The organism is Candidatus Venteria ishoeyi (assembly GCF_030378065.1).
Lineage (GTDB): Bacteria > Pseudomonadota > Gammaproteobacteria > Beggiatoales > Beggiatoaceae > Venteria > Venteria ishoeyi.
In genome coordinates, this window is sequence record NZ_JAUCGJ010000004.1 from 61,893 (window position 1) to 87,175 (window position 25,283).

At 43.2% G+C, this 25,283-nt stretch carries 19 protein-coding genes; 9 read left to right on the plus strand and 10 right to left on the minus strand.

Going from position 1 to position 25,283, the window contains the following annotated elements; translation table 11 throughout:
- Positions 1 to 38: 38 nt before the first annotated feature.
- The gene (locus QUF61_RS02095; protein ID WP_407080042.1) at positions 39 to 1,355 is read right to left on the minus strand and encodes a transposase; all 1,317 of its coding nucleotides are present in this window, start codon (positions 1,353 to 1,355) and stop codon (positions 39 to 41) included.
- A gap of 210 nt (positions 1,356 to 1,565) precedes the next feature.
- Between QUF61_RS02095 and prfB the strand changes: the two genes are divergently transcribed.
- The 5 genes from prfB to QUF61_RS02120 all read left to right on the plus strand — a co-directional run bounded on the left by prfB (position 1,566) and on the right by QUF61_RS02120 (position 6,254).
- A protein-coding gene (prfB, locus tag QUF61_RS02100; protein ID WP_289680242.1) for a peptide chain release factor 2 occupies positions 1,566 to 2,661 on the plus strand; the annotation gives its coding sequence in 2 pieces (ribosomal slippage) (positions 1,566 to 1,637 and positions 1,639 to 2,661; 1,095 coding nt in all).
- A gap of 813 nt (positions 2,662 to 3,474) precedes the next feature.
- Positions 3,475 to 3,717, plus strand: a complete 243-nt coding sequence (locus QUF61_RS02105) for a toxin-antitoxin system TumE family protein (RefSeq protein ID WP_286019198.1) — start codon at positions 3,475 to 3,477, stop codon at positions 3,715 to 3,717.
- Entirely contained in the window at positions 3,701 to 4,075 is a 375-nt protein-coding gene (locus QUF61_RS02110) for an HVO_A0114 family putative DNA-binding protein (RefSeq protein ID WP_103919489.1), read from the plus strand. The genes QUF61_RS02105 and QUF61_RS02110 overlap by 17 nt, the downstream gene beginning before the upstream one ends.
- Positions 4,076 to 4,105: 30 nt before the next feature.
- Positions 4,106 to 4,987, plus strand: a complete 882-nt coding sequence (locus QUF61_RS02115) for a class I SAM-dependent methyltransferase (RefSeq protein ID WP_289680246.1) — start codon at positions 4,106 to 4,108, stop codon at positions 4,985 to 4,987.
- A 64-nt stretch (positions 4,988 to 5,051) separates the two neighbouring features.
- Entirely contained in the window at positions 5,052 to 6,254 is a 1,203-nt protein-coding gene (locus tag QUF61_RS02120) for an ABC transporter ATP-binding protein (RefSeq protein ID WP_289680247.1), read from the plus strand.
- Positions 6,255 to 6,270: 16 nt separating this feature from the next.
- Here the strand turns inward: QUF61_RS02120 and zorA are convergent, their stop codons facing one another.
- The 7 genes from zorA to QUF61_RS02155 all read right to left on the minus strand — a co-directional run bounded on the left by zorA (position 6,271) and on the right by QUF61_RS02155 (position 16,054).
- Positions 6,271 to 7,896, minus strand: a complete 1,626-nt coding sequence (gene zorA, locus QUF61_RS02125) for an anti-phage ZorAB system protein ZorA (RefSeq protein ID WP_289680248.1) — start codon at positions 7,894 to 7,896, stop codon at positions 6,271 to 6,273.
- A 147-nt stretch (positions 7,897 to 8,043) separates the two neighbouring features.
- Positions 8,044 to 9,105, minus strand: a complete 1,062-nt coding sequence (ftsY, locus tag QUF61_RS02130) for a signal recognition particle-docking protein FtsY (protein WP_103919493.1) — start codon at positions 9,103 to 9,105, stop codon at positions 8,044 to 8,046.
- A gap of 118 nt (positions 9,106 to 9,223) precedes the next feature.
- On the minus strand, positions 9,224 to 11,365 hold the full coding sequence (locus QUF61_RS02135) for a two-component system response regulator (RefSeq protein ID WP_289680249.1): 2,142 nt from the start codon (positions 11,363 to 11,365) through the stop codon (positions 9,224 to 9,226).
- Between the two features lie 8 nt (positions 11,366 to 11,373).
- Positions 11,374 to 13,917, minus strand: coding sequence for an ATP-binding protein (locus QUF61_RS02140; RefSeq protein WP_289680250.1), 2,544 nt, complete (start codon positions 13,915 to 13,917; stop codon positions 11,374 to 11,376).
- Positions 13,918 to 13,988: 71 nt separating this feature from the next.
- The gene (locus QUF61_RS02145) at positions 13,989 to 14,558 is read right to left on the minus strand and encodes a YfiR family protein (RefSeq protein WP_289680251.1); all 570 of its coding nucleotides are present in this window, start codon (positions 14,556 to 14,558) and stop codon (positions 13,989 to 13,991) included.
- A gap of 106 nt (positions 14,559 to 14,664) precedes the next feature.
- Positions 14,665 to 15,495 (minus strand): OmpA family protein, encoded by an 831-nt coding sequence (locus tag QUF61_RS02150; RefSeq protein ID WP_289680252.1) that lies wholly within the window; start codon positions 15,493 to 15,495, stop codon positions 14,665 to 14,667.
- Between the two features lie 46 nt (positions 15,496 to 15,541).
- Positions 15,542 to 16,054: a hypothetical protein gene (locus tag QUF61_RS02155; protein ID WP_289680253.1), complete on the minus strand. Its 513-nt coding sequence runs from the start codon at positions 16,052 to 16,054 to the stop codon at positions 15,542 to 15,544.
- 104 nt (positions 16,055 to 16,158) lie between these two features.
- Here QUF61_RS02155 and QUF61_RS02160 point away from each other — a divergent pair, with 104 nt between their 5' ends.
- Entirely contained in the window at positions 16,159 to 17,109 is a 951-nt protein-coding gene (locus QUF61_RS02160) for a TraB/GumN family protein (protein WP_289680254.1), read from the plus strand.
- A gap of 99 nt (positions 17,110 to 17,208) precedes the next feature.
- Entirely contained in the window at positions 17,209 to 19,635 is a 2,427-nt protein-coding gene (locus QUF61_RS02165; RefSeq protein ID WP_103920776.1) for a cyclic nucleotide-binding domain-containing protein, read from the plus strand.
- A 44-nt stretch (positions 19,636 to 19,679) separates the two neighbouring features.
- Here QUF61_RS02165 and QUF61_RS02170 read toward each other — a convergent pair whose 3' ends face one another.
- Both QUF61_RS02170 and QUF61_RS02175 read right to left on the minus strand, forming a co-directional pair.
- The gene (locus tag QUF61_RS02170) at positions 19,680 to 21,209 is read right to left on the minus strand and encodes a P-loop NTPase family protein (protein WP_289680255.1); all 1,530 of its coding nucleotides are present in this window, start codon (positions 21,207 to 21,209) and stop codon (positions 19,680 to 19,682) included.
- Between the two features lie 165 nt (positions 21,210 to 21,374).
- Complete coding sequence (locus QUF61_RS02175) at positions 21,375 to 22,760, minus strand: COG3014 family protein (RefSeq protein ID WP_289680256.1); 1,386 nt, start codon at positions 22,758 to 22,760, stop codon at positions 21,375 to 21,377.
- Positions 22,761 to 22,877: 117 nt separating this feature from the next.
- Between QUF61_RS02175 and QUF61_RS02180 the strand changes: the two genes are divergently transcribed.
- Both QUF61_RS02180 and QUF61_RS02185 read left to right on the plus strand, forming a co-directional pair.
- On the plus strand, positions 22,878 to 24,728 hold the full coding sequence (locus tag QUF61_RS02180) for a penicillin-binding protein activator (RefSeq protein WP_103919502.1): 1,851 nt from the start codon (positions 22,878 to 22,880) through the stop codon (positions 24,726 to 24,728).
- A 12-nt stretch (positions 24,729 to 24,740) separates the two neighbouring features.
- Entirely contained in the window at positions 24,741 to 25,214 is a 474-nt protein-coding gene (locus tag QUF61_RS02185; RefSeq protein WP_103919462.1) for a YraN family protein, read from the plus strand.
- Positions 25,215 to 25,283 lie beyond the last annotated feature (69 nt).

The following is a 25,283-nucleotide window of genomic DNA, read 5'->3' on the forward strand; positions in this document are numbered from 1 at the left end:
TCAAAAGGGAAAAGGGGACGCTACTACTACAGCAATTCTCAATTTAGACTTACGTTCATCAATTTATTAGATATCGGTATAGGTATTTTTAATCCATCTAGCATAAATTCCATCAAACATTGCCAATCATCAAAGAGCATATAACGTGTCAAAGCCCTGAGATCATCAAAGAAAATTTTTCGACTGGGTAGATACTCTCTGAGTAATTGATAGCAGACATCAAACCACTCCAATACAGTATGAAACAAATAGGCAAGGATAATGAGACTGGCAAGTATCGATGCCAGATATTGACTGCCATGTCCAAAGTTGTGCTTAAAATTATATCCTTTTGTTTTTAATGTATTATTATTCTCATTTTCAATCTTCCAGCGAGTGCGTCCGGCTTTGACAATCTTCGCTACATTATTTTTATCTAAAGTATAATTTGTAGCAAAAGCATTATGATAAAGTACCTTGCCTGATTCATCTGTGGTTTCTAACTCACACCAGTTCACTAATAATGCATCATTACTGTTACGTAAGGGCATTTTATTCATAAATCTATATCGATCTACAACATATTGTTTACCTGTCCAACGGCGTTTCTCCATAACTTCAATTTTTTCTTCACGTTCAAAATCGGCTACCCATTCATACAGGGTTTTATGTGAGTCAGGTTTACATACCAGTATAAAATTCCATCCCTTATCACGGATGTGTTCACAAAATGGCTGATGGCAATACAAATCATCTCCAAGAATAGTAGTATTAACCGGCTGGTAGCTGCTTTCTCGTTCTATCCAACGTTTCGATGCAGCAAGTTCATAATCCTGCTTCTCACTACCATCTTGAGGAGTAACAAATTCGGGAGATAATGGAATAACACTTGATTGATTTGGTGAAACAATGACAGGAGTAACCGCCGTATGAAAATACTGTGCTTTACCATTTTTCAAAGTTTTTGTTGAGCAGCAGTTGCAATAAATTTTCTGAGAGCTAAAATATTCCACACCATCCATTGCAATCAATGTGCTACCATTAAGTACATGAAATTCTTTTAGTTTACCGCTTTGCTCCAGTCCCTTAAAAATATCTCTATACAAGGGATGTAGTGCATTTGGTGTAGCGCCATCAAGTAAATTACGAATTTGATTATCACTCGGTATTTGGTGTACTCCGAATAAACTTTCCGCATTATTACCACCTTGCTGTTTTTTCATGGTTTTTTGATGCGCCAAAAATGAAGATGATTGCATAAAAAAAACTGAAAATGCACTCATTGCTGCATCTAACACACTATATTTCTTATAAGTACCTGTACCACTTCGATAATCTGGTAAGCTTTCAAAACTTTGTCTCAGATGCTTTATCATTGTTGTGTGGGTAAATTTATAGGTAGTTTTATCTGTTGACTCAAAGGGGTATGACATCGTTTAACTCATTTAATATTGATAATATTTAGTAGAGTTTAACCTATAAAATCCTAAATTGAGAATTGCGGATTTTTTTGCTTTTATCCGCCATCAGATTGGTTATGGTAGAATATCGGGTTTTCCCAAGTATTCTGTGATAAGGACAGCGCAATGGAATTAAATCCATTATTTGAAAAAATCAAAGATATGCAGGCACGTAGCGATGTGCTGAGGGGGTATCTTTGACTATGAAAGCAAACGCGAGCGTTTAGATGAGGTTTCCCGCGAGCTGGAAGAGCCGGAAGTGTGGAGTGAACCGGAGCGAGCGCAGTCTTTAGGGCAGGAGCGTTCTAACCTGGAAAAAGTCATCAGCTTGTTTGACAAGCTGGGCAATACGCTGACTGACAGCCAGGATTTGCTGGAAATGGCGGCAGAAGAAGACGATGCCGACACCGTGGAAGCGGTGACGCTGGATCTGGATGAACTGGAAAGCCAATTGGCGGAACTGGAATTCAATCGTATGTTTTCCGGGGAAATGGACGCTGAAAATGCGTTTCTGGATATACAATCCGGTTCTGGCGGCACGGAGGCGCAGGATTGGTCGGAAATGCTGCTGCGCATGTATTTACGCTGGGCGGAGCGGCGCGGCTTTAAGGCCGAACTGATTGAGGTTTCCGCAGGCGATGTCGCGGGTATTAAAAGTGCGACCATCAAGGTGGAAGGTGAGCATGCCTTTGGCTGGCTACGCACAGAAACCGGGGTGCATCGTCTGGTACGCAAATCGCCGTTTGATTCCGGTAATCGCCGCCATACCTCTTTTTCTGCTGTGTTTGTCGCGCCGGAAATCAATGATGACCTGGATCTTGACATCAATCCCGCAGATTTGCGTATTGATGTGTATCGCGCCAGCGGCGCGGGTGGGCAGCATGTGAACCGGACTGAATCCGCCGTGCGTATCACCCATAATCCGACAGGGTTGGTGACGCAATGCCAGAATGATCGCTCGCAGCATAAAAACAAAGCCACAGCAATGAAGCAGTTAAAAGCCAAGATATATGAGCTGGAAATGCAAAAACGCAATGCTGAGCAGCAGGCGGTGGAAGATAGTAAGTCCGATATCGGCTGGGGTAGTCAGATTCGCTCCTATGTGCTGGATCAATCGCGCATTAAAGACTTGCGCACCGGACATGAAACCGGCAATACCCAGGCGGTACTGGATGGCGATCTGGATGCTTTCCTTAAAGCCAGTCTTAAACATGGCGTGTAGTTTAACCAGGGGATAACACCCCTTCAAGGGGTGTTATCCCTCTAGGAGGCTGTCCGAGAACTCGGTTTTTCAAAAAATCAGATTCTTAACTCATTGATAAGTAATGAGTTAATTTTAGCAAAATTGTTGATTTTGCTATTCTCGGACAGCCTCCTAGCCGGTAACAACAAATACTAAACAACCACCCGCTAAAAGACGGGTGAGTTAGAGCGTTTGGCGGCTGAAAGCCGAGATACAGGGCGGACAAGCCCTGTTGTTTAGCCCCAACGGGGCGCATTAATATAGCCAGGGGTAACATCCCTGGAATTGTATCCGTGTCATTATCTACCTTGGGGCGTTGCCCCAAGCTATATTAAAATACCCCTTTGGGGTGTTAGTGCTAAAACCCATATTTTAAGTTTTACCGTTAAACATCAAAGATAAATCTGTTCGCCTGAAAGGCGAAGGTTTTAACCTTGTGCATGGAAAATAAAAAACTGTTGCAGAGCTTAGCCTTTTATCCAAATATTATTACCGGTATTTGCTGGTCGCTGTACCAGGTATTAAACAATGACGCTGGAAAATAATGAAGAAAAAAATTTCTAAGGAGTGAAGATGAAATAAGTGCAGGAACTGGGTGCAGGATTTTTATTCATTTTCAAGGCGTGAAAATAGGCGCATAGCAAGCTATGTAACTGTTTTCACAACGTAGAAAATGGAGAAAAAGACCCGCCCAGTTTCTGAAGTTATAAAATTCTCGCTCCTAAGTCATCCATTAGCTTATCCATTGCAATAGATGAAGAACACCACATTTCTAAAAAACAAGGCGGTGGAATCTTAAGATTGCAGGCATGGGTGGATAAGCATCAACGTGTACAACGTTATAGCCTGACTTATATCAACCCACTGCTATTTTCTGGTGATAATGGCAGGGTATTAGGCTACGATGATGCCCATAATTACCATCATCGGCATTATTTTGGTCAAGTAACCGCAGTGGAATTTGTATCCTTTCAAGATACATTAGAGAAATTCGAGCAGGAATGGAGGGCTATTGCTCATGAGTATTGTCATTAAACCAGCAAGTACTGAGGATTTTTTCAAACGAGCAACTGAAATTGCAGAGGCTGCTGACAAGGCTCTGCCAATATTGCCCACTGAAAAAGTGGTTACTTTCGAGCCTGATGCGTTTGATTTACTGATGTCAGGTAAACGATTGGCTCTGCTACGCTATGTGCGTGATACTGGCACAGCAACACTGGAATCTTTGAGTGAGGCCACGGGTCTGGCGCGCACTACGGTATCCAGAAATATCAATTTGTTGGCAAAATTGGGATTAATTCAATTTAGTACCAGTTCAGCATATGGACGGCATAAAGTCATTGAACCAGTGTATAGCAAGCAACAGCGTTTGATTGTGCAAACTGAAATTTGAATAAGGGGAATACCCAAATAAGGTTGATATATGAAACAAAAATCTGCGCTGCCTTCCTGGCAGAAAAATGACCTGGAATCCTGTGCCTGCCCCGTGTGTCAAAGTGAACAGCATATCAGCGGTCATGTTTTTGAATTTCCGCCGTTTCAGGTGGTACGTTGCGCCAACTGTCAGCTTTGGTATTTATCGCCGCGCCTGAAGGAATCCGTCATGCTGGATGTTTATGCGGATCCCAGTTATTTTGCAGGGGGCGGTGATTCCGGCTATGCTGATAAAGATGGGCATTACCGGGATCAGGAAACGGCGTTAAGACCCACTTTTCATGCTTTTTTAGGACAGATGCAAAAAGCAGGCATAGAGGGGGGTTCCTTATTGGAAATTGGTACCAGTTATGGTTTTTTTCTACAGGAAGCCGCCAGTTTTTTTGATACATTGAGTGGTACAGATTTTGATGCAGAAGCGGTGAAGCAAGTGCAAGCACTTGGCTTTCAGGGCTTGCGCGGCGGTCTGGAAGCCATTCCTGAAGGTGAACAATATAACTGTATTAGCTCCATGAGCGTGATTGAGCATGTCTATGATCCCGTTGCCTTTGTGAAGACCTTAAGTGGGCATCTCAGTCCAGAAGGCTGGATGGTGTTTGCCACACCTAAAATTAACGGTTTTTGGTTCAAGCTCATGGGTAAACGCTGGTCTTCATTTAAAATTCCTGAGCATATCACGTATTACGATGTTGATACCCTGAGTTATTTATTTCATCAGGCAGGGGCTAAGCAATTAAAAGTTTTACCCTATCCTGCTGCTTATCCGTTGGGTTTAATTGCCGCAAAACTGGGGATGAAAATACCAAACCGGTTGGCAGGTCTGAATTTCTGGCTGCCCGGTACCATGTTTGCCATCGCTGCACAATTTTAAGAATAATAAGTTTGATGTCAGCTTCTTTTAGCCGCTGCCACCTCACGCTAACCTATTGATAGTTATGAATGCCATTGAAGCCACTAATTTATCTAAAGTTTATCGACTTTATGCCAAACCTGTTCATAGACTGAAAGAAATCCTGTTAAGGCGGCCTTGTCATCAGGCCTTCCATTCTTTGCAGAATATTTCTTTTACCCTGCCACAAGGCGGAGGACTGGGTATTATCGGTGATAACGGCGCGGGTAAAAGTACGTTGTTAAAACTACTCACCGGCACCTTGCAACCCACGGAAGGGCATATTCAGCGCAATGGTAAGGTTGCTGCGCTGCTGGAATTGGGCACGGGCTTTCACCCGGAATTAAGCGGTCGGGAAAATATTCGCTTAAGCGCCACGGTGCAGGGTTTAAGCGCTGAAGAAATCAACCAGCGTGAAGCAGAAATTATCGCCTTTTCCGAACTGGAAGCCTTCATTGATCGCCCGGTTAAAACCTATTCTTCAGGTATGTATGTACGTCTGGGGTTTGCGGTTTCTACTTGTATCGATCCTGACATCTTGATCATTGACGAGGCGTTGAGCGTGGGTGATCATAATTTCCAGAAAAAATGTATCGAACGTATGATGCAATTTAAGGATGCCAATAAAACAATTTTATTTTGCAGCCATAGTATGCATCTGGTACAGGAGATCTGCCAACAGGCGCTATGGCTGGAGCAAGGTGTCATGCGTGCTTATGGCTCCACGGAAGAGGTAATCGGTGCTTATACCCAGTATCTGGAAAGCAAACAGTATCAGCAGATTGAAACGGCAAGCAATGCGCAAGTCAGCGTTGAAGCGCATTTACCCCCTGCGATGATCACGAAGTTTCAGGTTACGGATAAAAATAATCAGGCTTTGGAAGTGTTACAGCAGTTTAAGGATGTGGTCATCCACCTGAAAATGAAAGGCTTGCAAGACAAGCCGATGAAAGCGCATATCGGTATTGCATTATTACGTCCAGATGAGCAAATAGTGTTTGTTGCCAGTACCAAAGAATCCGGCTTATCGCCAGAATTACAACCGGGCGAGCAAAGCATGACGCTGACCTTGCCTTCATTTCCTCTGGCGACTGGGGTTTACCGTTTTTCTGCGATGATTGTGGATGAGTTTGTTTTGCGTATTATCCATGAGCAGCGCAGTGAGTTGTATGCCGTGCATAGCCGCAGACCGGAATATGGGCTTTTGTGGATGCCGCATGATTGGGATTTTGACTTGCAAGAGGGATAAGCGTCATCCGTCATTCTCACTTATCACGCAACTTGGACAAACTGGCATCCATTTCCCCCAGAATTTCATTCATGGCATTCACCGCCAGCACCATGCCTTTGGAAAACTCCTGGGTTTGTGCATTCCATTGATCCATGCGATGGCGGGTTTGTTCTTCAACATCTGTGGCATAATCATTCATCATCTGCCCAACCTGCTTACGCAGCGCGGTCAAGGTTTTTTTCTGTTGCTCCAGGAAAGTTTTTTGTGACTCGCTCAGACTTTCAAAGCTGTTTTGACTGATTTCTGCTGATTCTTTCAGGGCTTGGCTGGAAACCAGCAAACCGTCATTGGCTTGATCCAGAGTTTGGGTAATGCGCTCTAAGACCTGATTACTTTCCTGCTGGCGACGGCTGCTGGTTTCTGCCAGTTTTGCCGTTTGCAGTTGCGATTCACTCAATAAACGGCTACCTTGTACCAGTTGTTCCCCCAGTTTGCCCAGGTTTTGCGCGGCCTGATTGAGTAAAATACTGCCTTTCTGGATTTCTCCGGTAACATCCGCCAGAGCTTGCTGGCTGCTGTTGGCATCACGTTGCAGGGTTTGTCCCTGGGTTAACAGATTACCGACCTGTTGGTCAAAATCACCTGCGCGGTGTTCCAGACGCCCAAGAAAACCTTCCATGCTGGTGCTCCATTGGGTAATGGCATCACTCAGTTGCGAGGATGCCGATTCCATATGCTCGCGGCTGGATTCCCCGGATTCTGAAACGCTGTCAACAAATTGTTCAATCAAACGTGACAGGGCTTCCTGTCCGCTGTCGCTTTGTTTTTCTGCGAGGGCTTCAGTGGCGGTAACCAGTTTCTCCACCGCCGGGGTGATGGCAGTTTCAAGACCTGCCTGAATTTGCTGCGGCACTTCCAGCAAAGCTTCCTGCATCTTATCGCCGATCTGCTCAGCCAGTCCCTTGAGCATGTTTTCACTTTCGCGGCTGGATTGCTCAATATTGACCAAGGTTTGTTCTGGCAGGTGTATCTGAAACAGGGTATTGGCGCGGCTTTGTATCTGATTGATTTCACGCTCTAAATGTTGTTCCAGTGATTTTTCCAGAAAATTAAATAAAACACTGGCAATAGTGCCCCACACGGATGTGGCAAAGGCAACCGCAGCGCCTTGAATCAAAGGTACAATACTTTTTGACAAGACTTGCGGCGAGCCTAAATCCAGGGAGCCTAAACCAATTTGTAAACCGACAAAGGTGCCGAGTATGCCAAAAGCGGTGAGTATACCGGGCATTGCCATTAACAGGCGGTTGCCGGAAACACCGCGTGATAAAATTTGTTTGTTAAAAAATACACTGGCATCGCTGGTCTGGTAAAAATGCTTACCATCGCTGGATTCCACCCAACTGGCGTCAAATTGCAGCCAGCAAGCACCTGCCACGCCTTGGCTGGTCGCTTGTTTGCGTAGCTCCCGCCGCTGCATGGGCAGGCTTTCAGGTTTAATCGCTGTCAGCAGTCGCGTCAGCCAGCGCAAATGCTGGCGTGCCTGAAAACTGCGAAAAAATAACCAGAAACTTGCCAGTAAAAATGAAAAAACAATCACCCAGATAAACAGGGCGCTAAGCTCACCTGTGGTGCTAACACCGTCGGAGAGTAAGTTCAAGGGAGATTTTTGCGGGAGAAACAGGTTCCAGTTAAAAAAGGTTTCAGTTGTATTGGACATAAGTGCAAATGAAATTCAGCGTGAAGCAATGGCAGTTTTTTTGTGCCTCAAAGCACAAAAATGAAGCCTTTGCGTAACAACATCAACTCAATCTTCCTCCCGGCTTAACAAGGCTTCAACAAATTCTCCCGCATGAAACACCCGCAAGTCATCAATGCCTTCACCAATGCCGATATAACGTATGGGCAGGCCGGTTTTTTTGGCAATGGCAAACAAAATTCCCCCTTTTGCCGTGCCATCGAGTTTGGTGACGCTGATACCACTTAAGCCCACTGCCTGATGAAATTGCTCTACCTGATTTAAGGCATTTTGGCCAATGCTGGCATCCACAATAATCATGGTTTCATGAGGGGCTTCGGCATCAATTTTCCCCATCACCCGTTGCACTTTTTCAAGTTCTGACATGAGATTATCTTGTGTATGCAAACGTCCGGCGGTATCAGCAATCAAGACATCAACCCCTTTGGCAGTGGCAGATTGCAAGGCATCATAAATAACAGAGGCGGAGTCTGATCCGGTTTTTTGTGCAACCACCGGCACATCGTTACGCTGACCCCAGACTTTGAGCTGTTCAACCGCCGCTGCACGGAAGGTATCACCTGCTGCCAGCATGACGCTTTTACCTTCACCCTGAAAACGTTTTGCCAGTTTGCCTATAGTGGTAGTTTTGCCCGCGCCGTTCATGCCTATCATCAATAATACAAAAGGTTTACCAGTATTTTCTGGAATCACTAAAGGTTGTTCTACTGGCCCCAGCAGTTTTTGCATGTCTTCCTGCAAGGCTTGAAACAACATGTCCAAATCTTCTAACTGGGCGTGTGAAACCCGTTTTTCCAAATCTGAAATAATTTCTCTGGTGGCCTCCACGCCCACATCAGCCATTAATAACAGGGTTTCAATGTCTTCCAGCAGTTCATCGTCAATGCCGGTTTTACCAATGCCTAGCCTTGCCAGACCTTTGGTTAAACCTGTGCGTGTGCGGTTAAGTCCTTGCTTTAAACGCGCAAAGAAACCACCATTTTGACTGGGTTTGTCACGGGGTTCAATCACCGTTTCTGAATCTGCTTGTGTATCCTTGTTATTGCCGGTCAGGGTATTTTTTAAGCGGGAAAACAATCCCTTTTGCTCTGTATTCTCAGTATCGGACATGTTTTATGCCTTATGTTTTTAATGATGAACTGAAGTGACGCACTCCAGTTGTTATTGGTTTGAAGTCTATGCTTTCTTGAGGCCTATCAAAAATGAAGCTTTTGTATAATGCCAGTAATTAATGACTTTTCAGCCAGGCATCAAATTTTTGCCGGGATAAGGGGGCGCTGAAAAAATAGCCCTGAATTTCATTACATTGATGTTTTTTCATAAATTCAAGTTGAACACTGGTTTCCACGCCTTCTGCGACCACTTTAAGATTCAGGCACTTGGACAATGCAATAATTGCAGATGCCAAGGCAGAACTGTCTTGATCAGTGCCGACATCACGTACAAAGCTTTGATCAATTTTTAAGGTGTCAAAAGGAAATTTTTTCAGGTAACTTAATGAGGAATAGCCCGTGCCAAAGTCATCCAGCGCAATTTTTAGCCCCATATTTTTGAGTTTAGAGAGTATCGTTTTACTATTGTCTGAATCTTCCAGTAACACGCCTTCGGTAATTTCCAACTCCAGATATTGTGCACCTAAACCACTATCTTCCAGTGCATTGCGAACAGTGTTTAATAATTCTGTATTTTTAAATTGTAGCACTGAAAGATTAACGGCGACTTTAAGCGGATACCCTGCATTATTCCACTGTTTTGTATCCTTGCAGGCGCGTCTTAATACCCATTCCCCTAAAGAATAAATCAGATCAGTTTCTTCCGCCAGAGGAATAAATGTTGCGGGGGAAATCATGCCTTTTTCAGGATGTTGCCAACGCACTAAAGCTTCCATGCCAATCGTTTTATTCTGCTTGAGTTCGACTTTGGGCTGATAATAAACTTCCAGTTCTTCATTTTCCAGTGCTTTGCGTAATTCATTTTCCAACATCAGACGCTGGTGCGCTTGTACATTCATTGATGGATGAAAAAACTCAAAGGTATTACGTCCGGCATTTTTGGCATGTTGCATAGCCATTTCTGCATGTGCCAATAAGACATCAGTCGTTTGTCCATCATTTGGAAACATGGATATACCAATGCTGGCAGTCAGGTAAAAACGTTCTTTTTTAAGTATAAACGGTGCATTTAAGATTTTATGAATGCGGCGAATGGCATGTTGTACACCCGTTAGGTCTTTAATATCACTTAATAAGAGAATAAACTCATCGCCACCGAGCCTGACCAATGTGTCATTTTTGGTGATAGACTGAGCATAAGCATCTGTGGGCAAGGCCCAGTTACCACGCACCAGGTAATCACTGGTACGCACACATTGATTTAAACGTCTGGCTGCTTCCTGGAGCAACAGGTTGCCAACACCTTGTCCCCAGGTATTATTGATACGTTTAAAGTGATCCAAATCCAGTGATAAAATGGCAAATAAACGGTGATGACGCTTGGCCTGTTCAATTAGTTTATTGAGGTATTCCTGGAGAAATACCCGATTAGGCAAGGTTGTCAGATTGTCATAATAAGCTAAGCGGATAATTTTCTCTTCAGATTTTTTGCGCTCACTGATGTCTTGTATGGTCACTATCCATTGTTTCTGACCATTGTCTTTTTGTTGTAATTCACCTTCTTGACGAATGCTTTTAACCTGTTTGTTGGGTGTAATAATTTCATGTTCAATCGCAAAATCCTGATTGGTGCGTAGTGCTTTAAAAAAAGTTTTGCGCAGCAGTGGTCGCTCTTCCAAAGGGATAAAATGCAAAAGCTGGCGGAGGCTGGTAAAGTGGGTTGTTGGCTCTAAACCCAAGATGGCAAGGGTTTGACTGGGAATATGCAACCGGTTTTGGCTTGTGTTCCATTCCCAATAACCTAAACGCGCAATTTGCTGGGCTTTGCTTAAACGGGTTTCATTGCGACGCAAGCGTTCAAAAAGCTGACCGGCTCGCAACATATAACGCAACCTATGCGCTAAGATCGTGTAATTAATTGGTTTTGTTGTAAAGTCTGTTGCCCCGGAATTATAAGCGTGATGAATTGAATCAATATCATCCAAACCGGTCATCATCACGATGGGGACATGTTTACCACCAGCTTGTTTGCGCAATTGCGCACAAACTTCAAACCCGTCCATACCCTGCATAATCACATCAAGTAATACAATATCGGGGGGCGTTTGTAAAAAATATTCGATAGCGGCTTCACCGCTTTCTACTTCATCAACGTGAAAATGGGATTCCTGCAAGGTCTCTCGAATCAGGAAGCGAATCATTTCATCGTCATCAACCACCAAAACTTTCGCTGGTTTTTTTTCAGATAAATTTATCATTAGTTTTATTATTTGCAGTGTTTTTGTAGTTGGGGTTCAATCTGCTGATAATTTTTTTCCATTTCTTTAATTATTTTTTCAATACCCTGAAAGTTATTTTCTCTACCTGAAAGCTCTATTTCTTTAGCCATTTTTGCTAACTGCATCGCACCAATGGTTGCGCTGTTTGATTTAATGTTATGTGCAATTTTGTAAAGTACCTCAGCATCTTGTTCCTGATAAGCATGATTCAGCTTTTGAAGTAAAACCGGGGTTTTTTCCAAATATAAAGTACTTACTTTTTTAAGTATATTGGATTTTTTTGATGAATTGATCGTACCCAGGCGCTCCAATATGTTCAGATCCAATACAGCAAGATCGTTATCTGTATTTTTTTGATTATCCTTTATCGTTACAGGCTGATGAGTTTTCCCCTGAGGCAGCAAAGCCATTTGTTTTTTACTGGAATGATTTTGTGGCAACCATTTTTTTAAAATTTCATATAAAGTTTGCTGTTTAAACGGTTTACTCAAGAAATCATTCATACCTGCGGCCAGGCAGTTTTCCTTGTCGCCGGGCATTGTATTTGCCGTCACTGCAATCACCGGGGTGATTTTTTTTTCCGGGTGACGATTTTCATAGGTGCGAACCGTGCGTGTTGCATCAAATCCATCCATATTAGGCATCTGGCAATCCATTAGAATAATATCAAAATTTTGTTTTTTTAGGGCATCAAATACCATGGAGCCATCTTCAACAACAGTCACCTTGCTGCCCATCAGTTCCAGCATATAAACAGCAACGGCTTGATTAACCGGGTTATCTTCTGCCAATAACACATGAATATTCAGTTGCTGTTCAGTAAAATCAGCCTGTTTTTCTTTAGTTTTAACAATTTGTTCAGTAATTGGTTTTTCTACAGTCTCCATATTTTTTTTAGTTTCAGTTGCAAGCCCGGTTGTAAGGAGTGGGTAACTTGCAGATTCTATCTTTTGAAATAAGACGGTAAACCAGAATAAAGAACCTTTAGCAAGCTGACTTTCCACACCGATTTCTCCGCCCATCATCTGTGCCAACTGCCTGGATATGGTTAAGCCTAAACCCGTTCCCCCATACTTTCTGGTGGTTGATCCATCTGCTTGAGTAAAGGACTCAAATACTTTACTGCGAGTTTGTACATCCAGGCCGATACCGGTATCGCGCACTTCAAAACGTAATAATATCTGGCTGTCATATTCCTCAATAATAGCAGTACTGATAATAATCTGGCCTTTTTCCGTAAATTTAACGGCATTAGAAATAAGATTACTCAATATCTGGCGTAAACGCAGGGGATCGCCAATAATCATGCTGGGTAATTCTGGTGATAGAAAACAGGAAAGGGCCAGATTTTTTGTAGCCAACTGTTCACTGAATAGCTGGCTGGATTCTTCAATGGCTTTATGCAGATTAAAAGGGATGTTTTCCAGCTTTAAGCGACCAGCTTCAATTTTAGAGAAATCAAGGATTTCATTAATAATTTGTAACAGGCTTTCGGCAGAATTTTGAATTGTACCGGCATATTTTTTTTGGCGTTCATTTAGCGGTGTGCCAAATAATAATTCAGTCATGCCCATGATGCCATTCATCGGGGTGCGGATTTCATGACTCATTTTAGCAAGAAACTCGCTTTTAGCACGATTGGCGGACTCTGCGGTTTCTTTGGCTTTATTGGCTTCATGGATGGCAAGTTTAAGCTCAGCATTAGCCGTTGATAGTTCTTCAGTACGCGCTGCAACCTGGTGTTCTAATTGCTCACTATAAGTTTCCAGCTGACTGTCCCGGGCTTCAATCTGGTGGAGCATCTCATTAAAACGCTCAAATAAACTGCCAATTTCGTCTTCATCCGTTTTAATAACGCGCAGACTGTAATCTTTGCTGGAGGAAATTTTAGACATGGCAGCAGCCAGATAAATAATAGGCTGTGAAATATAGTGTTGTAATTTGGCTGAAAGTATAAATGCGCTGATTATTGTTGTAATAATAACGAATAGGGCAATTTTAAAAAACCACCATAAATTATCATACAAGCCGCTTAAACTCGCCTGAATATAAATCCGTCCAATTAAATCATTGTCATAATAAATCGGTTTGGTAAATTCAAGCCTGTCAGCCTGAAAATCATGTTGCGCTGAAGACTGATTCAAGGCTTTTCGCCACCAATCACTCCCCAGAGAAGGCGATAAACTGTCCTGATTGACAATATTTTTTTGCGTAAAATAGTGAGCAAAAGGCTCTGGCTCATCTGTTTGGTATAAGAAAGCACTGAGAATATCAGGTTTTTTAGCTAAGCTGGTCAATAACGTTTGGGCAGAATCGGACTCTCCCAGCACCAATGTAGGTGCGGCAATGTCGCTGATTAAATCTGAAATACTGGATATGTGTGCCAATTGCACACGCTTAAATGAAAATACTTCAGCTGCAACATAAGCCAGTGATGAAATTAATAACACCAGTGTACTCACGGTTGTGATGATGTATTTTAATTTATCGCTGATAGGCAGGCGGCTAAACCTGTTTTTTATATGCATCATGAGTCTATTTTATCATCATCAAAATATACAGGTGCGCTGTAATACGCCAGAAAAAACCTCAGAATAGAAATTCATTCAGGATTGTCGAGACGTGTTTTACGATACTTTACACTTTTTGCCAAGCGCAACAGGGGCGCGCTGATTAGCAGCTTGACGGACTTTGCCGCATCCAGGTTAATCATGAAACGTACGCGCTGTTTAGCCTGAATAAGGCCAATCATACCACCTTGCGATATAAAATCAGGCATATCACTGATAGTCAGTATCGGTTTATTATGCACTGATGATAATATCGTAGAAAATGACGCAGCAGAGGAAGCACTGATATACAGTGTCTGGCAAGACAATGTGTTTAATGTTTGCAAACGCTGGGTATGAATGCGTACGGCTTTTCCTCTTATTTGGCGTTTTTCAAAGGTTTTTAAGGCCGCAAAAAATGGTGTTTCCCCAAAAACACAGATATTAAAGGTTTGCTCTTTGCCAAAAGCTGTGTCGGGCCAGTCGATAAACTTACTCAGATTATATAAGACCCCCGCTTTTTTTTTATGCCAGAGTGCAGGGTTGTTTTCAGTACTTGGATCGCCGAAACTACTGTTTGAAACGAGGCAAAAAATCAGGAAAAACAAACTTTTTCTGAGCAAGAAATACTGTCCTTTGTCCATCAATAAGAATACCGGTTAATCGAAATTAAGCTTAGGAACGAGGATTTTATCCGGGTTATAACACCAGTTATTTCATTCTCGTTCCTCAGGGAACAATTTCAATAAATGGGGAAATCACACAAATGCGTCGCCGGGAGTCTGTATTTTTATAAGGTCGGTGTATTTTTTTCTGGCTGGGCAATTGCTCGCCCCGTCCCACAATTTCTGTTTGTATTTCAACGTTATAAACTGTTGGCAATTGTTGTTGCAAGCGCTGTTTAACGTATTGACTTAGGGTGTTGGCGCGGAATTGGGATAGCATCTGATTGTATTGCTGACGTCGTTTAATAATATTTCGTGAAACCGGTGCTGTCATGGCCTTGTCAAGCTCCCGCTCTAAACGACTTCCGGGAAGTATCCCTGTTTCATCTGTATAACCTGTGGTTTTAATCATTATTTTCATTGCTTTTTCAGGGTATTTTTCCACTAATTTATGGATGGAAAAAATCATTTTTTCAACTAATTCATTACTTTTTTGCTGGCCTTTTTTAGCCAGGTTTTTTAATTTATAGGTTCCCAAAGGGAAAGAAATATCCATTTGTAATGTTAAGTCAGAAAGACGATCCATATTTTCATTAATAATATTAATTTTATGGATATAATCATTGATTTTGTCAGAACTAAATTTCCCAGGATTAGACTTAACATTATCTGTATATTCTAAAATACTATCTAAGGCAGAAATAGAACCTTGTAATGCAGAGTCTGGATTTATCTCAACTTTTTCACGTACCCGATATAAGGTGCTCTGGACATCTGCTTCAAGTTCTACAATTGTTTTTTCCTGTTTTGTGCTTAACACAGTACAGGCAGATAATAATAAAGATAAAAAAAACATCCAGATAAGTGGATATATTTTTATAAAATAAACAGGCATTTACCTATTCTCCAGTAATATAATGAAATAGATTATGGCTAATAATTTAATATTTATCTTTAAGCGCTTTTTGTTTTTTCATTAATAATCTAAACTCAATTGCTTTTTTTCTAAATAATAGCTCATTTCTAAAATCCAATAAGTGCGCATCCATTTTTTTAAGATTTTCTTTTACTTTATTTAATATAATGTGCTCGTTCTCCATCCCCAGAGTTTGTTGTTTTTTTTCAATTTTAGTATATTTTTTCCGTTCTTCTTCAAAATAATAAATAATATCTTCAATAACCGGGATCATTTCTGTATCGATTAGTTGGTGATTTTTTTCTTCTGACTGCGTGAGATCATGATATTCGCTTAAAGCAGCAAATAACTCATAAGGCACATCAAATACAGCAACACTGTGTTTTAGTGAATGGATATGTGTGAGTTGGGTGTTGTCAGAAACCTCTGCAAACAGAGGAGAAGAGGTGCTGATATAAAAAATGAACAGCAATCCCAAACAGCTTGAGGTATGCCATGAACTGAACAAGTCTTCAGTAATAATGCGACCTGATTTCATACCAATAATTTCTCTGAAAAGGGTATACAGTATACACAAATATGTTATAAGACTGTTGAAATATTGTTACCATAGAACACATCTAACATTTAAAGAGAGCCACCATGCCATTACAATATATGACACAATTGATATTATTTATCAGTATGTTTTTTTATAGCCTATCGCCGTTATTGGCAAAAGATACCGATACTCAAGTAATTAAAGCAACATCTTTGCCACTTGCAGCGCTTGCAAAAGGTAGCTTGCCAGAAAAAGGTTTGTGCTGGGAAATCAGTAAACCTGGACAGGCAAGCAGTTATTTATTTGGCACCATACATTCTGAAGATCAACGCGTATTGCAACTTTCTGATAGCGTGCGTCAGAAATTTGACAAGGCAAGCAGTTTAAGCCTGGAAATTCAGATGGGTGATGAGGTTATTGAAAAACTGGCAGGGACGTTATTTTTGCCTGATTCGGAAAACCTGATATTGTTGTTAGGCAAGGAAGACTTTAAAAAATTATTCCAGACTATGAGTCAACACGGGATGTTAGTTAATATCGCCATGCGCCTGAAGCCTTGGGTGGCGATGATGATCGTGATAATGCCAAAAACCAAAACAGGTTTATTTCTGGACAAATATTTGCAAGAGCAAGCCAAGGTGCAAAATAAGGCGATTTACAGCCTGGAAAGTGTTGAAGAACAACTGGCCATTTTTGATAGCTTAAGTCTTGATAAACAAGTACGCCTATTACGTGCAACCGTAAAATATCTGGATAATATCCCTGAATATCTGGAAAACATGCATACCTTGTATCTGGCACAGGATTTGGCAGGCATGGAAAAACTGTCTAATGAGATGATGAAAACGGAAGATCCTGAGCTTGAAGCATTAAACCTGCGTTTAATGCAGCATATGTTAAGTAAGCGTAACCATGTTATGGTGCATCGAATGCAGGCGCGGTTACAGGAAGGCAACGCTTTTATTGCGGTGGGTGCTTTGCATCTGGTTGGCAAAGAAGGTCTTATCTCTTTATTACAACAACAGGGATACCAACTGCGTCGGATAGATTAGACAAGCGTGACGCAAAAGCTTATTTTTTGTGCCTGAAAAACTCAGATTTCAAACCAAAAGCAAAAACAAAAGGATTGCGTAACATCAAGGATTAATTTTATGTCTGATCATTATGCAATTGCGATTATCGGCTCTGGACCCGCAGGCTTAAGTGCTTGCGCGAATGCCATAAAACAAGGCTTGTCTTGTATTTTATTAGAAGCTCAGCCCCAGTTTGCCAACACGGTGCAACATTACCAGAAAGGTAAATGGGTGATGGATGAGCCTGCGGTTCTACCGTTGCGCAGTGACTTACCGTTTCATGCGAACACCCGCGAAGCTGTGCTGGACACCTGGCAAGAGCATATTACAGAGCAACAGCTTAATATTCACTATAATGCAGAAGTGACTGCCATCAGTGGACAGAAAGGCAATTTTGCCTTACATCTGAAAGCCGATAACGATGAAACAATAATTTACGCAGAACAAGTGATCCTCAGTATCGGGATTCAAGGCAATCTGCGCCAATTAAGCGCGCAAATCTGTGATCCTGAAATCAGCATTGCAACCCGCAGCAGTGATAAGCAACGCCCTCTGGTGGAATACCAATTAGATGATCCGCTGGCTTTTGAAGGTGAAACAATTCTTGTCATCGGTGCTGGAGATTCTGCTATTGAAAATGCGCTGGCACTGGCAGAACAAAACCAAGTATTGCTTATCAACCGCCGTGGCGAGTTTACCCGCGCGAAACAAGCTAATAATGATGCCATACTACAAGCCATCAGCCAGGAAAAACTGGAGTGCCATTACAGCACCAGGCCGGTATCCATTATTCCGCATCCACATGATGGCAATGCCATACAAGCCACGCTGAAAACCCCGGAGGGTCAGGCAAAAATCACCTGTGACCGGGTGATTGCCCGCTTGGGCGCGACCCCGCCCCGCGCTTTTCTGGAAGCTTGCGGGATTGGTTTTCCAGATGATAATAAAGCCTCTGCACCGATATTAAACGGGCATTATGAATCAACAGTACCCGGGTTATACCTTATTGGCGCAGTCGCAGCATACCCACTGATAAAGCAAGCCTTAAATCAGGGCTATGAAGTCATTGAATTTATTCTGGGTCATGATATTGCGCCTGCTGATGAACCCTTATTAATTGAAAAATTCCGGCGTTTACCCGCATTTCATTCAGTCGATACCACACTGGATATGATTCGTTTGAATATGCCGCTATTATCCGGTTTAACCAACCCGCAGCTACGGGAGTTTTTACGCACCAGTGAAGTACACTATCCTGAACCGGGTGAAGTCATTTTTAAATATAATGATTACAGCAATACCTTTTTCAGTATTATCTATGGTGAAGTACGGATTTCAGTCAATCGCGAGGATGCCAGTCAGATTGTCACGCTGCGTCAGGGGCAGTTTTTTGGTGAACTGGGCCTGATTTCCGGGCGTCGCCGCACCTCTACCGTTTATGCAGGTTCAGGGCAACAGTGTGTACTGATTGAAACACCGCGCCCTACCATGCTCAAGCTGATTAATGCCAGCCCGGTTGCCAAGGCACAAATTGATCAGATTTTTGTATTACGCGCCATTCAAACCAGTATTGCACCAGAAATCCCCGCTTCTGATCTTGCCGCCGTTGTATATTCTTCACGCATCGAAAGTTACGCGCCTGGCGATGTGATCTTTCGTGAGGGGGATCCCGGTGATTGCCTGCATCTGATCCGCAGTGGTTCGGTCACTGTTTCCCGGGAAAATGCTGGCAATGAAGTTGTTTCTTCCTATGTGGCTGCGGGGAATTATGTAGGAGAAACCGCGTTGCTCAGTAACAGTCCGCGCTCCGTTACAGTACGTGCGGCAGTGGCAACCGAAACAGTGCGCCTGGATGGTACTGCATTTATGGCATTACTGGATAAGTCTCCCGCCTTGCGTAAACGTCTGGAAACCCGCTTTCGCACCAATCTGGCACAACAGACTATGGCGGAAAGCCAGCCGCAGACGGGTAATATGATTTCTTTTCTGGTGGCACAGGGCTTAGGAGAAGCAAGTGATGTGTTACTGATTGATGAATCTTTATGTATACACTGCAATAATTGTGAAGTAGCTTGTGCCGCGACACATGAAGGCACTTCGCGCCTGGATCGTGAGGCCGGCCCTACTTTCGCATCTTTACACGTACCCACATCCTGCCGTCACTGTGAACATCCGCGTTGTATGAAAGACTGCCCACCTGATGCGATTCACCGCGCGGATAACGGCGAAGTTTATATTGCTGATAATTGCATAGGTTGTGGTAATTGTGAGAAAAACTGTCCCTATGGCGTGATTCAAATGACGGGTAAAAAACAAAAACACACCAGCTTATGGTTGCGTTTATTGTTTGGTGTTGAATATGCAAAAATTGAGGCTGTGGGTGAACCAAAAGCCGTTAAGTGTGATATGTGCAAGGATCTGCATACGGGGCCTGCTTGTGTCCGCGCCTGCCCGACAGGTGCCGCGTTACGCGCCAGTCCTGAGCAGTTTATGGAAAGGCAATAAGTTATTTTGGAGACAATGCTTTGTCTCCTTACAAAATCCTGGTTTCACCTTAATAAATCAGCTAAACGCACCGCCATTTCGGTGCATTGTTGCGCATCACACTCAATTTCCCATTTTTCCAGATGCTCTAAAGCCGCGCACAAATCCAAATTATCATCCATCGCGGCTATGACCGCTTGACCGCAGATATGCTGAATATGATCTAAAATTATTGTTTTATCCATTATTTCAGTTTCTGACTGCTCATGTATGGGACCCAGATATTCATAATGCCCTTGTGGATTTTTCTGGAAATTATCCCAGTGTAAATCAGATAAATGCATGACTGAACTTAAGTTTTGAAATGTGGCATATAGCGTGTTGGCTTGTTGCAGCAGCTTTTCAATAAAGGCTTCAGCACTGAGACCCTGGTGCATTTTTTTCTGTTCCTGTCCCAGGGTTTTGCAGGTTTTGACAATTTGCCACAGCCGCCAGCGATAACTGGCCTGATGAGAAATCGTGTAATAATGCGCAGTGGGTAAATAATCCTGATGCAATAAGCGCAGACGGGTATGGTTTTGTAAATTCAGCAGCGCATTATCCAGGGTGTCATGCAACCATTCATTATGTGACCAGCAGTACCATTGTTGCGCACTGTCTGTGGCGCGCCAGAGATTTTCGGCATATTCCACCAGGGTCAGATTACAGGCATTGAGCTGTTGCAGCGCTTGCCGGGTTGCCAGTGGCGGGTTACGCCAAGTAACGGGGACATCCGGCGTAGGCGTGGTGGGTAGGTGACGCTCTAAACGTAGCGGATACAATGTTGGGCTTGCAGTATCTGCGATTGTCGGCAAGCTGCTATCATTGTTGTCAACTTGCGCGCTTAGCAGCGCAGTAAAACCATCTTGCGTGGCTTCTGCTAAGTCCGCATTTTGCCACCAGTGTTGTAATTTCTCACCGTTATTGATGGGAACCTTGGCAAATAAATTCTGCCCCTGCTCACGGCAGGTGGTTAAATGATTTAGTGCCAGACGTACTGTGGCAACAAAAATTTCACGTATACCCTGCCCAGTGCTGGCTGCACTGCTCATGACTTTTTCCAGTCTGTCAGATATGTTCAGCAATTGCTGAAGTTGCTGATTAGATAAACACTCGGCGCTGTCTTCAAAATTATTCTGAATAATTAAACCCGGTGCAATATCACGGCTATCACGCCAGCTTTGCAAACGCCTGAGATGTTCAAGATTAAGCGGCAGATTTTCCAGGCGGCTGTCTAAGACAAAAATAATGGCATCTGCGGTTTTCAGCAAGGCTTCACGTTGTGCCCGACAGCATAGCTCCCCCGGCAGGCTGATAATCTGGGCTTCAATTTTACTGTTTTCAAACAAACCGCCGATATAACTGAGCCATTCAAAACTTTGCGTGGCAATATAATCTTCACCGTCATCTTTGCGCTGTTGCGGATCAAAAACGCCCCCAGGGGTTTTTAATTTTTTTTGTAAGGCATATAAACTTCTGGTTTTTCCAGCTTTGCTGGCACCTTCATAAATAATACGAATCACTACCCGATTATTGTCGGTATCAATGATTGCCATGCTGTTGCTCCATCCTGATGAACTGATGTTACGGGGTTGCTTGTTTTTTTTGCGTAACACCGGTGTTTGGCAAAATGCAAATGAAAACCAGCATGAAGCAAAAACGGTTTTTTCACATTTCAAACCTTCCAAGCCTGCGAAAAAGAAGCTTTTGCGTAACACCGATTAATAAAACTGTGCCATTTGCAGATAAAACCGGCTGCCAGTGTTAATCACTCTTAATATATTACGCGATCTGGCAGGTGCATCAATCGACAGATTTTGTCTTAGGCCTGATGCGCTATCCTGAAATTGTAACTGATGAATACCCGCAGGCACATGAATGCGCAGGAGTTGCACATTATTAGGCAGTGACAACCAACTGCGCAAATCAGCATGTTCACTGAATAAATTGTAGAGATTAACCAGCAGACCCACTGCGTTGCCACCTTGATCATAACTGAATCGTTGTAATTCTGCTTTTGCCACGGCACGTCCAAGCTGACGTATAATCAATCCCACTCGTTGTTCCTGCAAGGCTTTGGCAACCATACTGGCAACTTTGGTCAACATTTGGGTTCGCCCCAATCTATGCTGATCCCGGGAAACGATTAAGCTGCCCGGTATGCTGTAACCCTGGTAAATAGGAAAGCTGATGGCGACCAGGCCATAACGGTAAGGAATCGGAAAAGATACTTCCTGTTTTGGTGGTGCAAAACCGTTTTCATAAAAAATAATCAGTTCACTGCCTCCTGCATCGGATACATTATCTGACAGGCTGGCATCCTGTTGCAGCGTCTTTGCGGTTTCCTGATCACCTAATTGTTTTGCCAGACGTAATACATCGGCTTGAATCACGCTATTATCCGGTGCCAGTTTCAAGGCATTGCGATAGTCAATATAGGCATCATCGAGTTCATCACGTAATTCATAAATGAGCGCGGAAACATAATAACTATAGGCATTTTGGAAAGATGTGCGTACCTGCGCGGCCTCTCTGTCCATTGCCTTAAAATAATGGTTGGCACGTTCAAAATCCACCGGCACCTGCTGACGTTTGGCTTCCAGTTTTTCCAATTCTTTGGCATAGAGGGTATTGGCTTGTTGTTGCGCCAGATTGCCGCGCCGCACTTCCACGCCAGCGCCTTCCAGGTCTTTCCAGAATAAATAATTCAGTGCCTGAAAGTGGTGCGCAAAAACCTGTTCAAAAATCGCACCCCGGTAAGGCATCACGTTATCATTGGTAACGAGCGCGACCCCCTGGCTGCCAATATCGCTTAAACGAAAAATTGCACCCGTATCATTATCATCAAATTCCGCCAGCGCACGCTCAAAAGTCAGCATACTTAAGGCGGTTTCCCCACGAATCTGCGCAAAGCGTGCTTTTTCCAATAAATTCAGCAATAAATCTGCATTACCCGCACTGCTTTGGGTATATAACAACTGCGGTGTCTGACCTTGATCCAGTTGCTGTAACTGCGGCTGTATTTGTTGTGGATAAGGTGACCATAAACTGCTGGCACAACCCGTGCTTAACAGGCCGAGCATGATGAGGAAGCTCAGTTTTATCATATTTGGTTTCTCACTTTCCCAGATAGTTTCTGATATTTTTTAATAACGGGTATTCAGAAACATGACATAATAAAAATCATTATAGCGGTTAATTTTTTAATCAAGGACGCTGATTCCATGCCTTTTCGTTTATGGCGGTTTTTTTCCGTCGTTATTGTATTATCTTTACTGTCCGCCTGTAACAGCTACTTAAAACCAGATAGGCAGCCAGCCGATGCTTACGCACGTCAGCAGGTGGCAGCCGGTAATTATCAGGGTGCGGCACAAGCCTATTGGCAGTTAGCACAAAGCACACAGGCCGCAATGCGGGAAAGCTACCAGCTCACCGCCATTGAGTACGCTTTGCAATCCAGGCAACTAGAACAGGTGCAAAACTGGCTTAGCCAGATAACCGCGCCTACACCGCAATCGCGCCCCAGAGTACAATTGATACAGACACAAATGGCTTTATTAGCGCACAAGCCGGAAGAAGCCAAAAGCCTGTTGGCGCAAATTCAGATACATTTATTAAGTGCCAATGGCAAAATCAGTTATTATTACCTGCAAGCATTGAGCCTGGAAGCACTGAAACAAAATGTGCCTGCCTTATATGCGCGTTTAACACTGGATCCTTTGCTGCATCAGGCCAGTGCAATTCAAGCCAATCATACCGCTATCTGGAAAAGCCTGCAAAATCTGTCTATCACCCGCCAACAACAATGGCCCGTACCCCTGCCCCCTGATTTTCAGGGCTGGATTGCGTTAAGCCTGACAAGCCGTGAACCCGCTGCAAAATACCAACAAGCCTTGCAGCAATGGCGCGCACAGCATCCACAGCATCCGGCAAATTATGATATTGTCGGACAATTGCACAATCAGCCGCAACAAAGACCACGTTTTGCCGACCTCAGCCAGGTTTCACATATTGCTTTATTTTTACCTTTAAGCGGTAAATTCGCCCGCCCTGCGGGTATAGTTCGCGATGGTTTTATATCTGCCTGGTACGCCGATAAAAAAACCAGCAAACCCAAAGTTAAACTGTATGATGTGAATGACAATAATGTACTTGATTTTTATCAGCAGGCAGTCAGTAATGGTGCGCAAATGGTGGTTGGCCCAATGGGAAAAAAGGCCACAGCGGCCCTGATTAGCCATTATAATGATTTTCCAGTACCCACTTTATTATTGTATCAACCCGAAGCCTTGCAGCAGCCCGGTACCCGCATTCCCAATAACTTATTCCAGTTCAGCTTATCTCCTGTACAGGAAGCGCAGATTGTAGCGCAACATGCCTGGTCTGATGGGCATCGCATAGCTTCAATATTAGTACCGGAAGGCACTTGGGGCGAGCGTCTGGCACAGGCATTCAGCATCCAATGGCAAAGTTTGGGTGGCAGCATTGTCGATTCACAATTTTATAATAAAAAGAACTTAGCTTCACCAGTGCGCGCAATCGCTCGCAGTGGCGCGGATATGGTGTTTGTTGGTGCATTTGCCAGTCAGGGGCGGCGCATTAAACCCCAGTTTCGTTATTATGGCGCAGGTGGCTTACCCTTATATGCCACCTCTCACCTTTATGAAGCCGAAGACAACCCCAGAATGGATAAAGATTTAAACGGGATTGTTTTTGTCGATATGCCCTGGGTTTTACTTAAAGGTTTCTGGAAAGAACCTAACTGGCTGGTGACAGCGGGAGAGAATAATCAGGCACAAGCCTTTTTACCCACACCCGACCCCATGTATGACAGTTTGCAACAACAATGGTCTGAGCGTATGTATGGCAGTAGTAAACGTTTATTTGCTTTTGGCATTGATGCCTATCAGGTGATTAATTATCTGAAACGTGTTGGTAATAATCGTTATACGCCCGTGCAGCAGGCTGGAGCCAGTGGTTTATTATCACTGAATAATCTGGGTATTGTGCAACGTCAGTTATTACGTGCGATATTTAAATCCGGTCGCGCCTTACCTTTGAAGACAATACAATAAGTTGCAAAAACCATGTATCATGGTCCTTGGCAATCGGCTCAAAAATATCGGATTTGGTGGCGTAAGCTGGTATCTTATGGGCAACTATTTTTTAACTGCTTAAGCAAAACCAAGACGACAAAAAGACAAATAGCAAAACATTTATCTGATGGACAGTGGGCTGAGCAACAAGCGGAACGGTATTTGCTCTCTCAAGGTTTGATTTTACTGGCACGTAATTTTTCATGCACAGGTGGTGAAATTGATCGGATTATGCGCCAACAACAGACCCTGGTTTTTGTCGAAGTACGTTATCGTCAATCAGGTGGTGCTTTAGCCAGTATCAATCGCGCCAAACAACAAAAAATCTTAAAATGCAGCGCCCATTATCTGCGTTGTCATAAGCAGGCGGCAATCAACTTAGCTTGCCGCTTTGATATTATCACCATTGAAGGTTTGAAAAAACAACCGACATTGCATTGGATTAAGGATGCATTTAGAGCCTGAATCAATGGCTTAGCGGGAGGTGTCAGCAGTTTTCAGTGTCTTTAGCATTGAAAACAGCTGATACCGAAC

Excerpts from the sequence above, each read along its gene's own strand:
- QUF61_RS02135 (WP_289680249.1), bottom strand. The coding sequence starts at position 11,365 with ATGATAAATTTATCTGAAAAAAAACCAGCGAAAGTTTTGGTGGTTGAT.
- QUF61_RS02170 (WP_289680255.1), bottom strand. The coding sequence starts at position 21,209 with ATGGCAATCATTGATACCGACAATAATCGGGTAGTGATTCGTATTATT.
- QUF61_RS02115 (WP_289680246.1), top strand. The coding sequence starts at position 4,106 with ATGAAACAAAAATCTGCGCTGCCTTCCTGGCAGAAAAATGACCTGGAA.
- QUF61_RS02140 (WP_289680250.1), bottom strand. The coding sequence starts at position 13,917 with ATGATGCATATAAAAAACAGGTTTAGCCGCCTGCCTATCAGCGATAAA.
- QUF61_RS02155 (WP_289680253.1), bottom strand. The coding sequence starts at position 16,054 with ATGAAATCAGGTCGCATTATTACTGAAGACTTGTTCAGTTCATGGCAT.
- QUF61_RS02165 (WP_103920776.1), top strand. The coding sequence starts at position 17,209 with ATGTCTGATCATTATGCAATTGCGATTATCGGCTCTGGACCCGCAGGC.
- QUF61_RS02150 (WP_289680252.1), bottom strand. The coding sequence starts at position 15,495 with ATGCCTGTTTATTTTATAAAAATATATCCACTTATCTGGATGTTTTTT.
- QUF61_RS02175 (WP_289680256.1), bottom strand. The coding sequence starts at position 22,760 with ATGATAAAACTGAGCTTCCTCATCATGCTCGGCCTGTTAAGCACGGGT.
- QUF61_RS02120 (WP_289680247.1), top strand. The coding sequence starts at position 5,052 with ATGAATGCCATTGAAGCCACTAATTTATCTAAAGTTTATCGACTTTAT.
- QUF61_RS02180 (WP_103919502.1), top strand. The coding sequence starts at position 22,878 with ATGCCTTTTCGTTTATGGCGGTTTTTTTCCGTCGTTATTGTATTATCT.
- ftsY (WP_103919493.1), bottom strand. The coding sequence starts at position 9,105 with ATGTCCGATACTGAGAATACAGAGCAAAAGGGATTGTTTTCCCGCTTA.
- QUF61_RS02110 (WP_103919489.1), top strand. The coding sequence starts at position 3,701 with ATGAGTATTGTCATTAAACCAGCAAGTACTGAGGATTTTTTCAAACGA.
- QUF61_RS02185 (WP_103919462.1), top strand. The coding sequence starts at position 24,741 with ATGTATCATGGTCCTTGGCAATCGGCTCAAAAATATCGGATTTGGTGG.
- QUF61_RS02095 (WP_407080042.1), bottom strand. The coding sequence starts at position 1,355 with ATGATAAAGCATCTGAGACAAAGTTTTGAAAGCTTACCAGATTATCGA.
- QUF61_RS02160 (WP_289680254.1), top strand. The coding sequence starts at position 16,159 with ATGCCATTACAATATATGACACAATTGATATTATTTATCAGTATGTTT.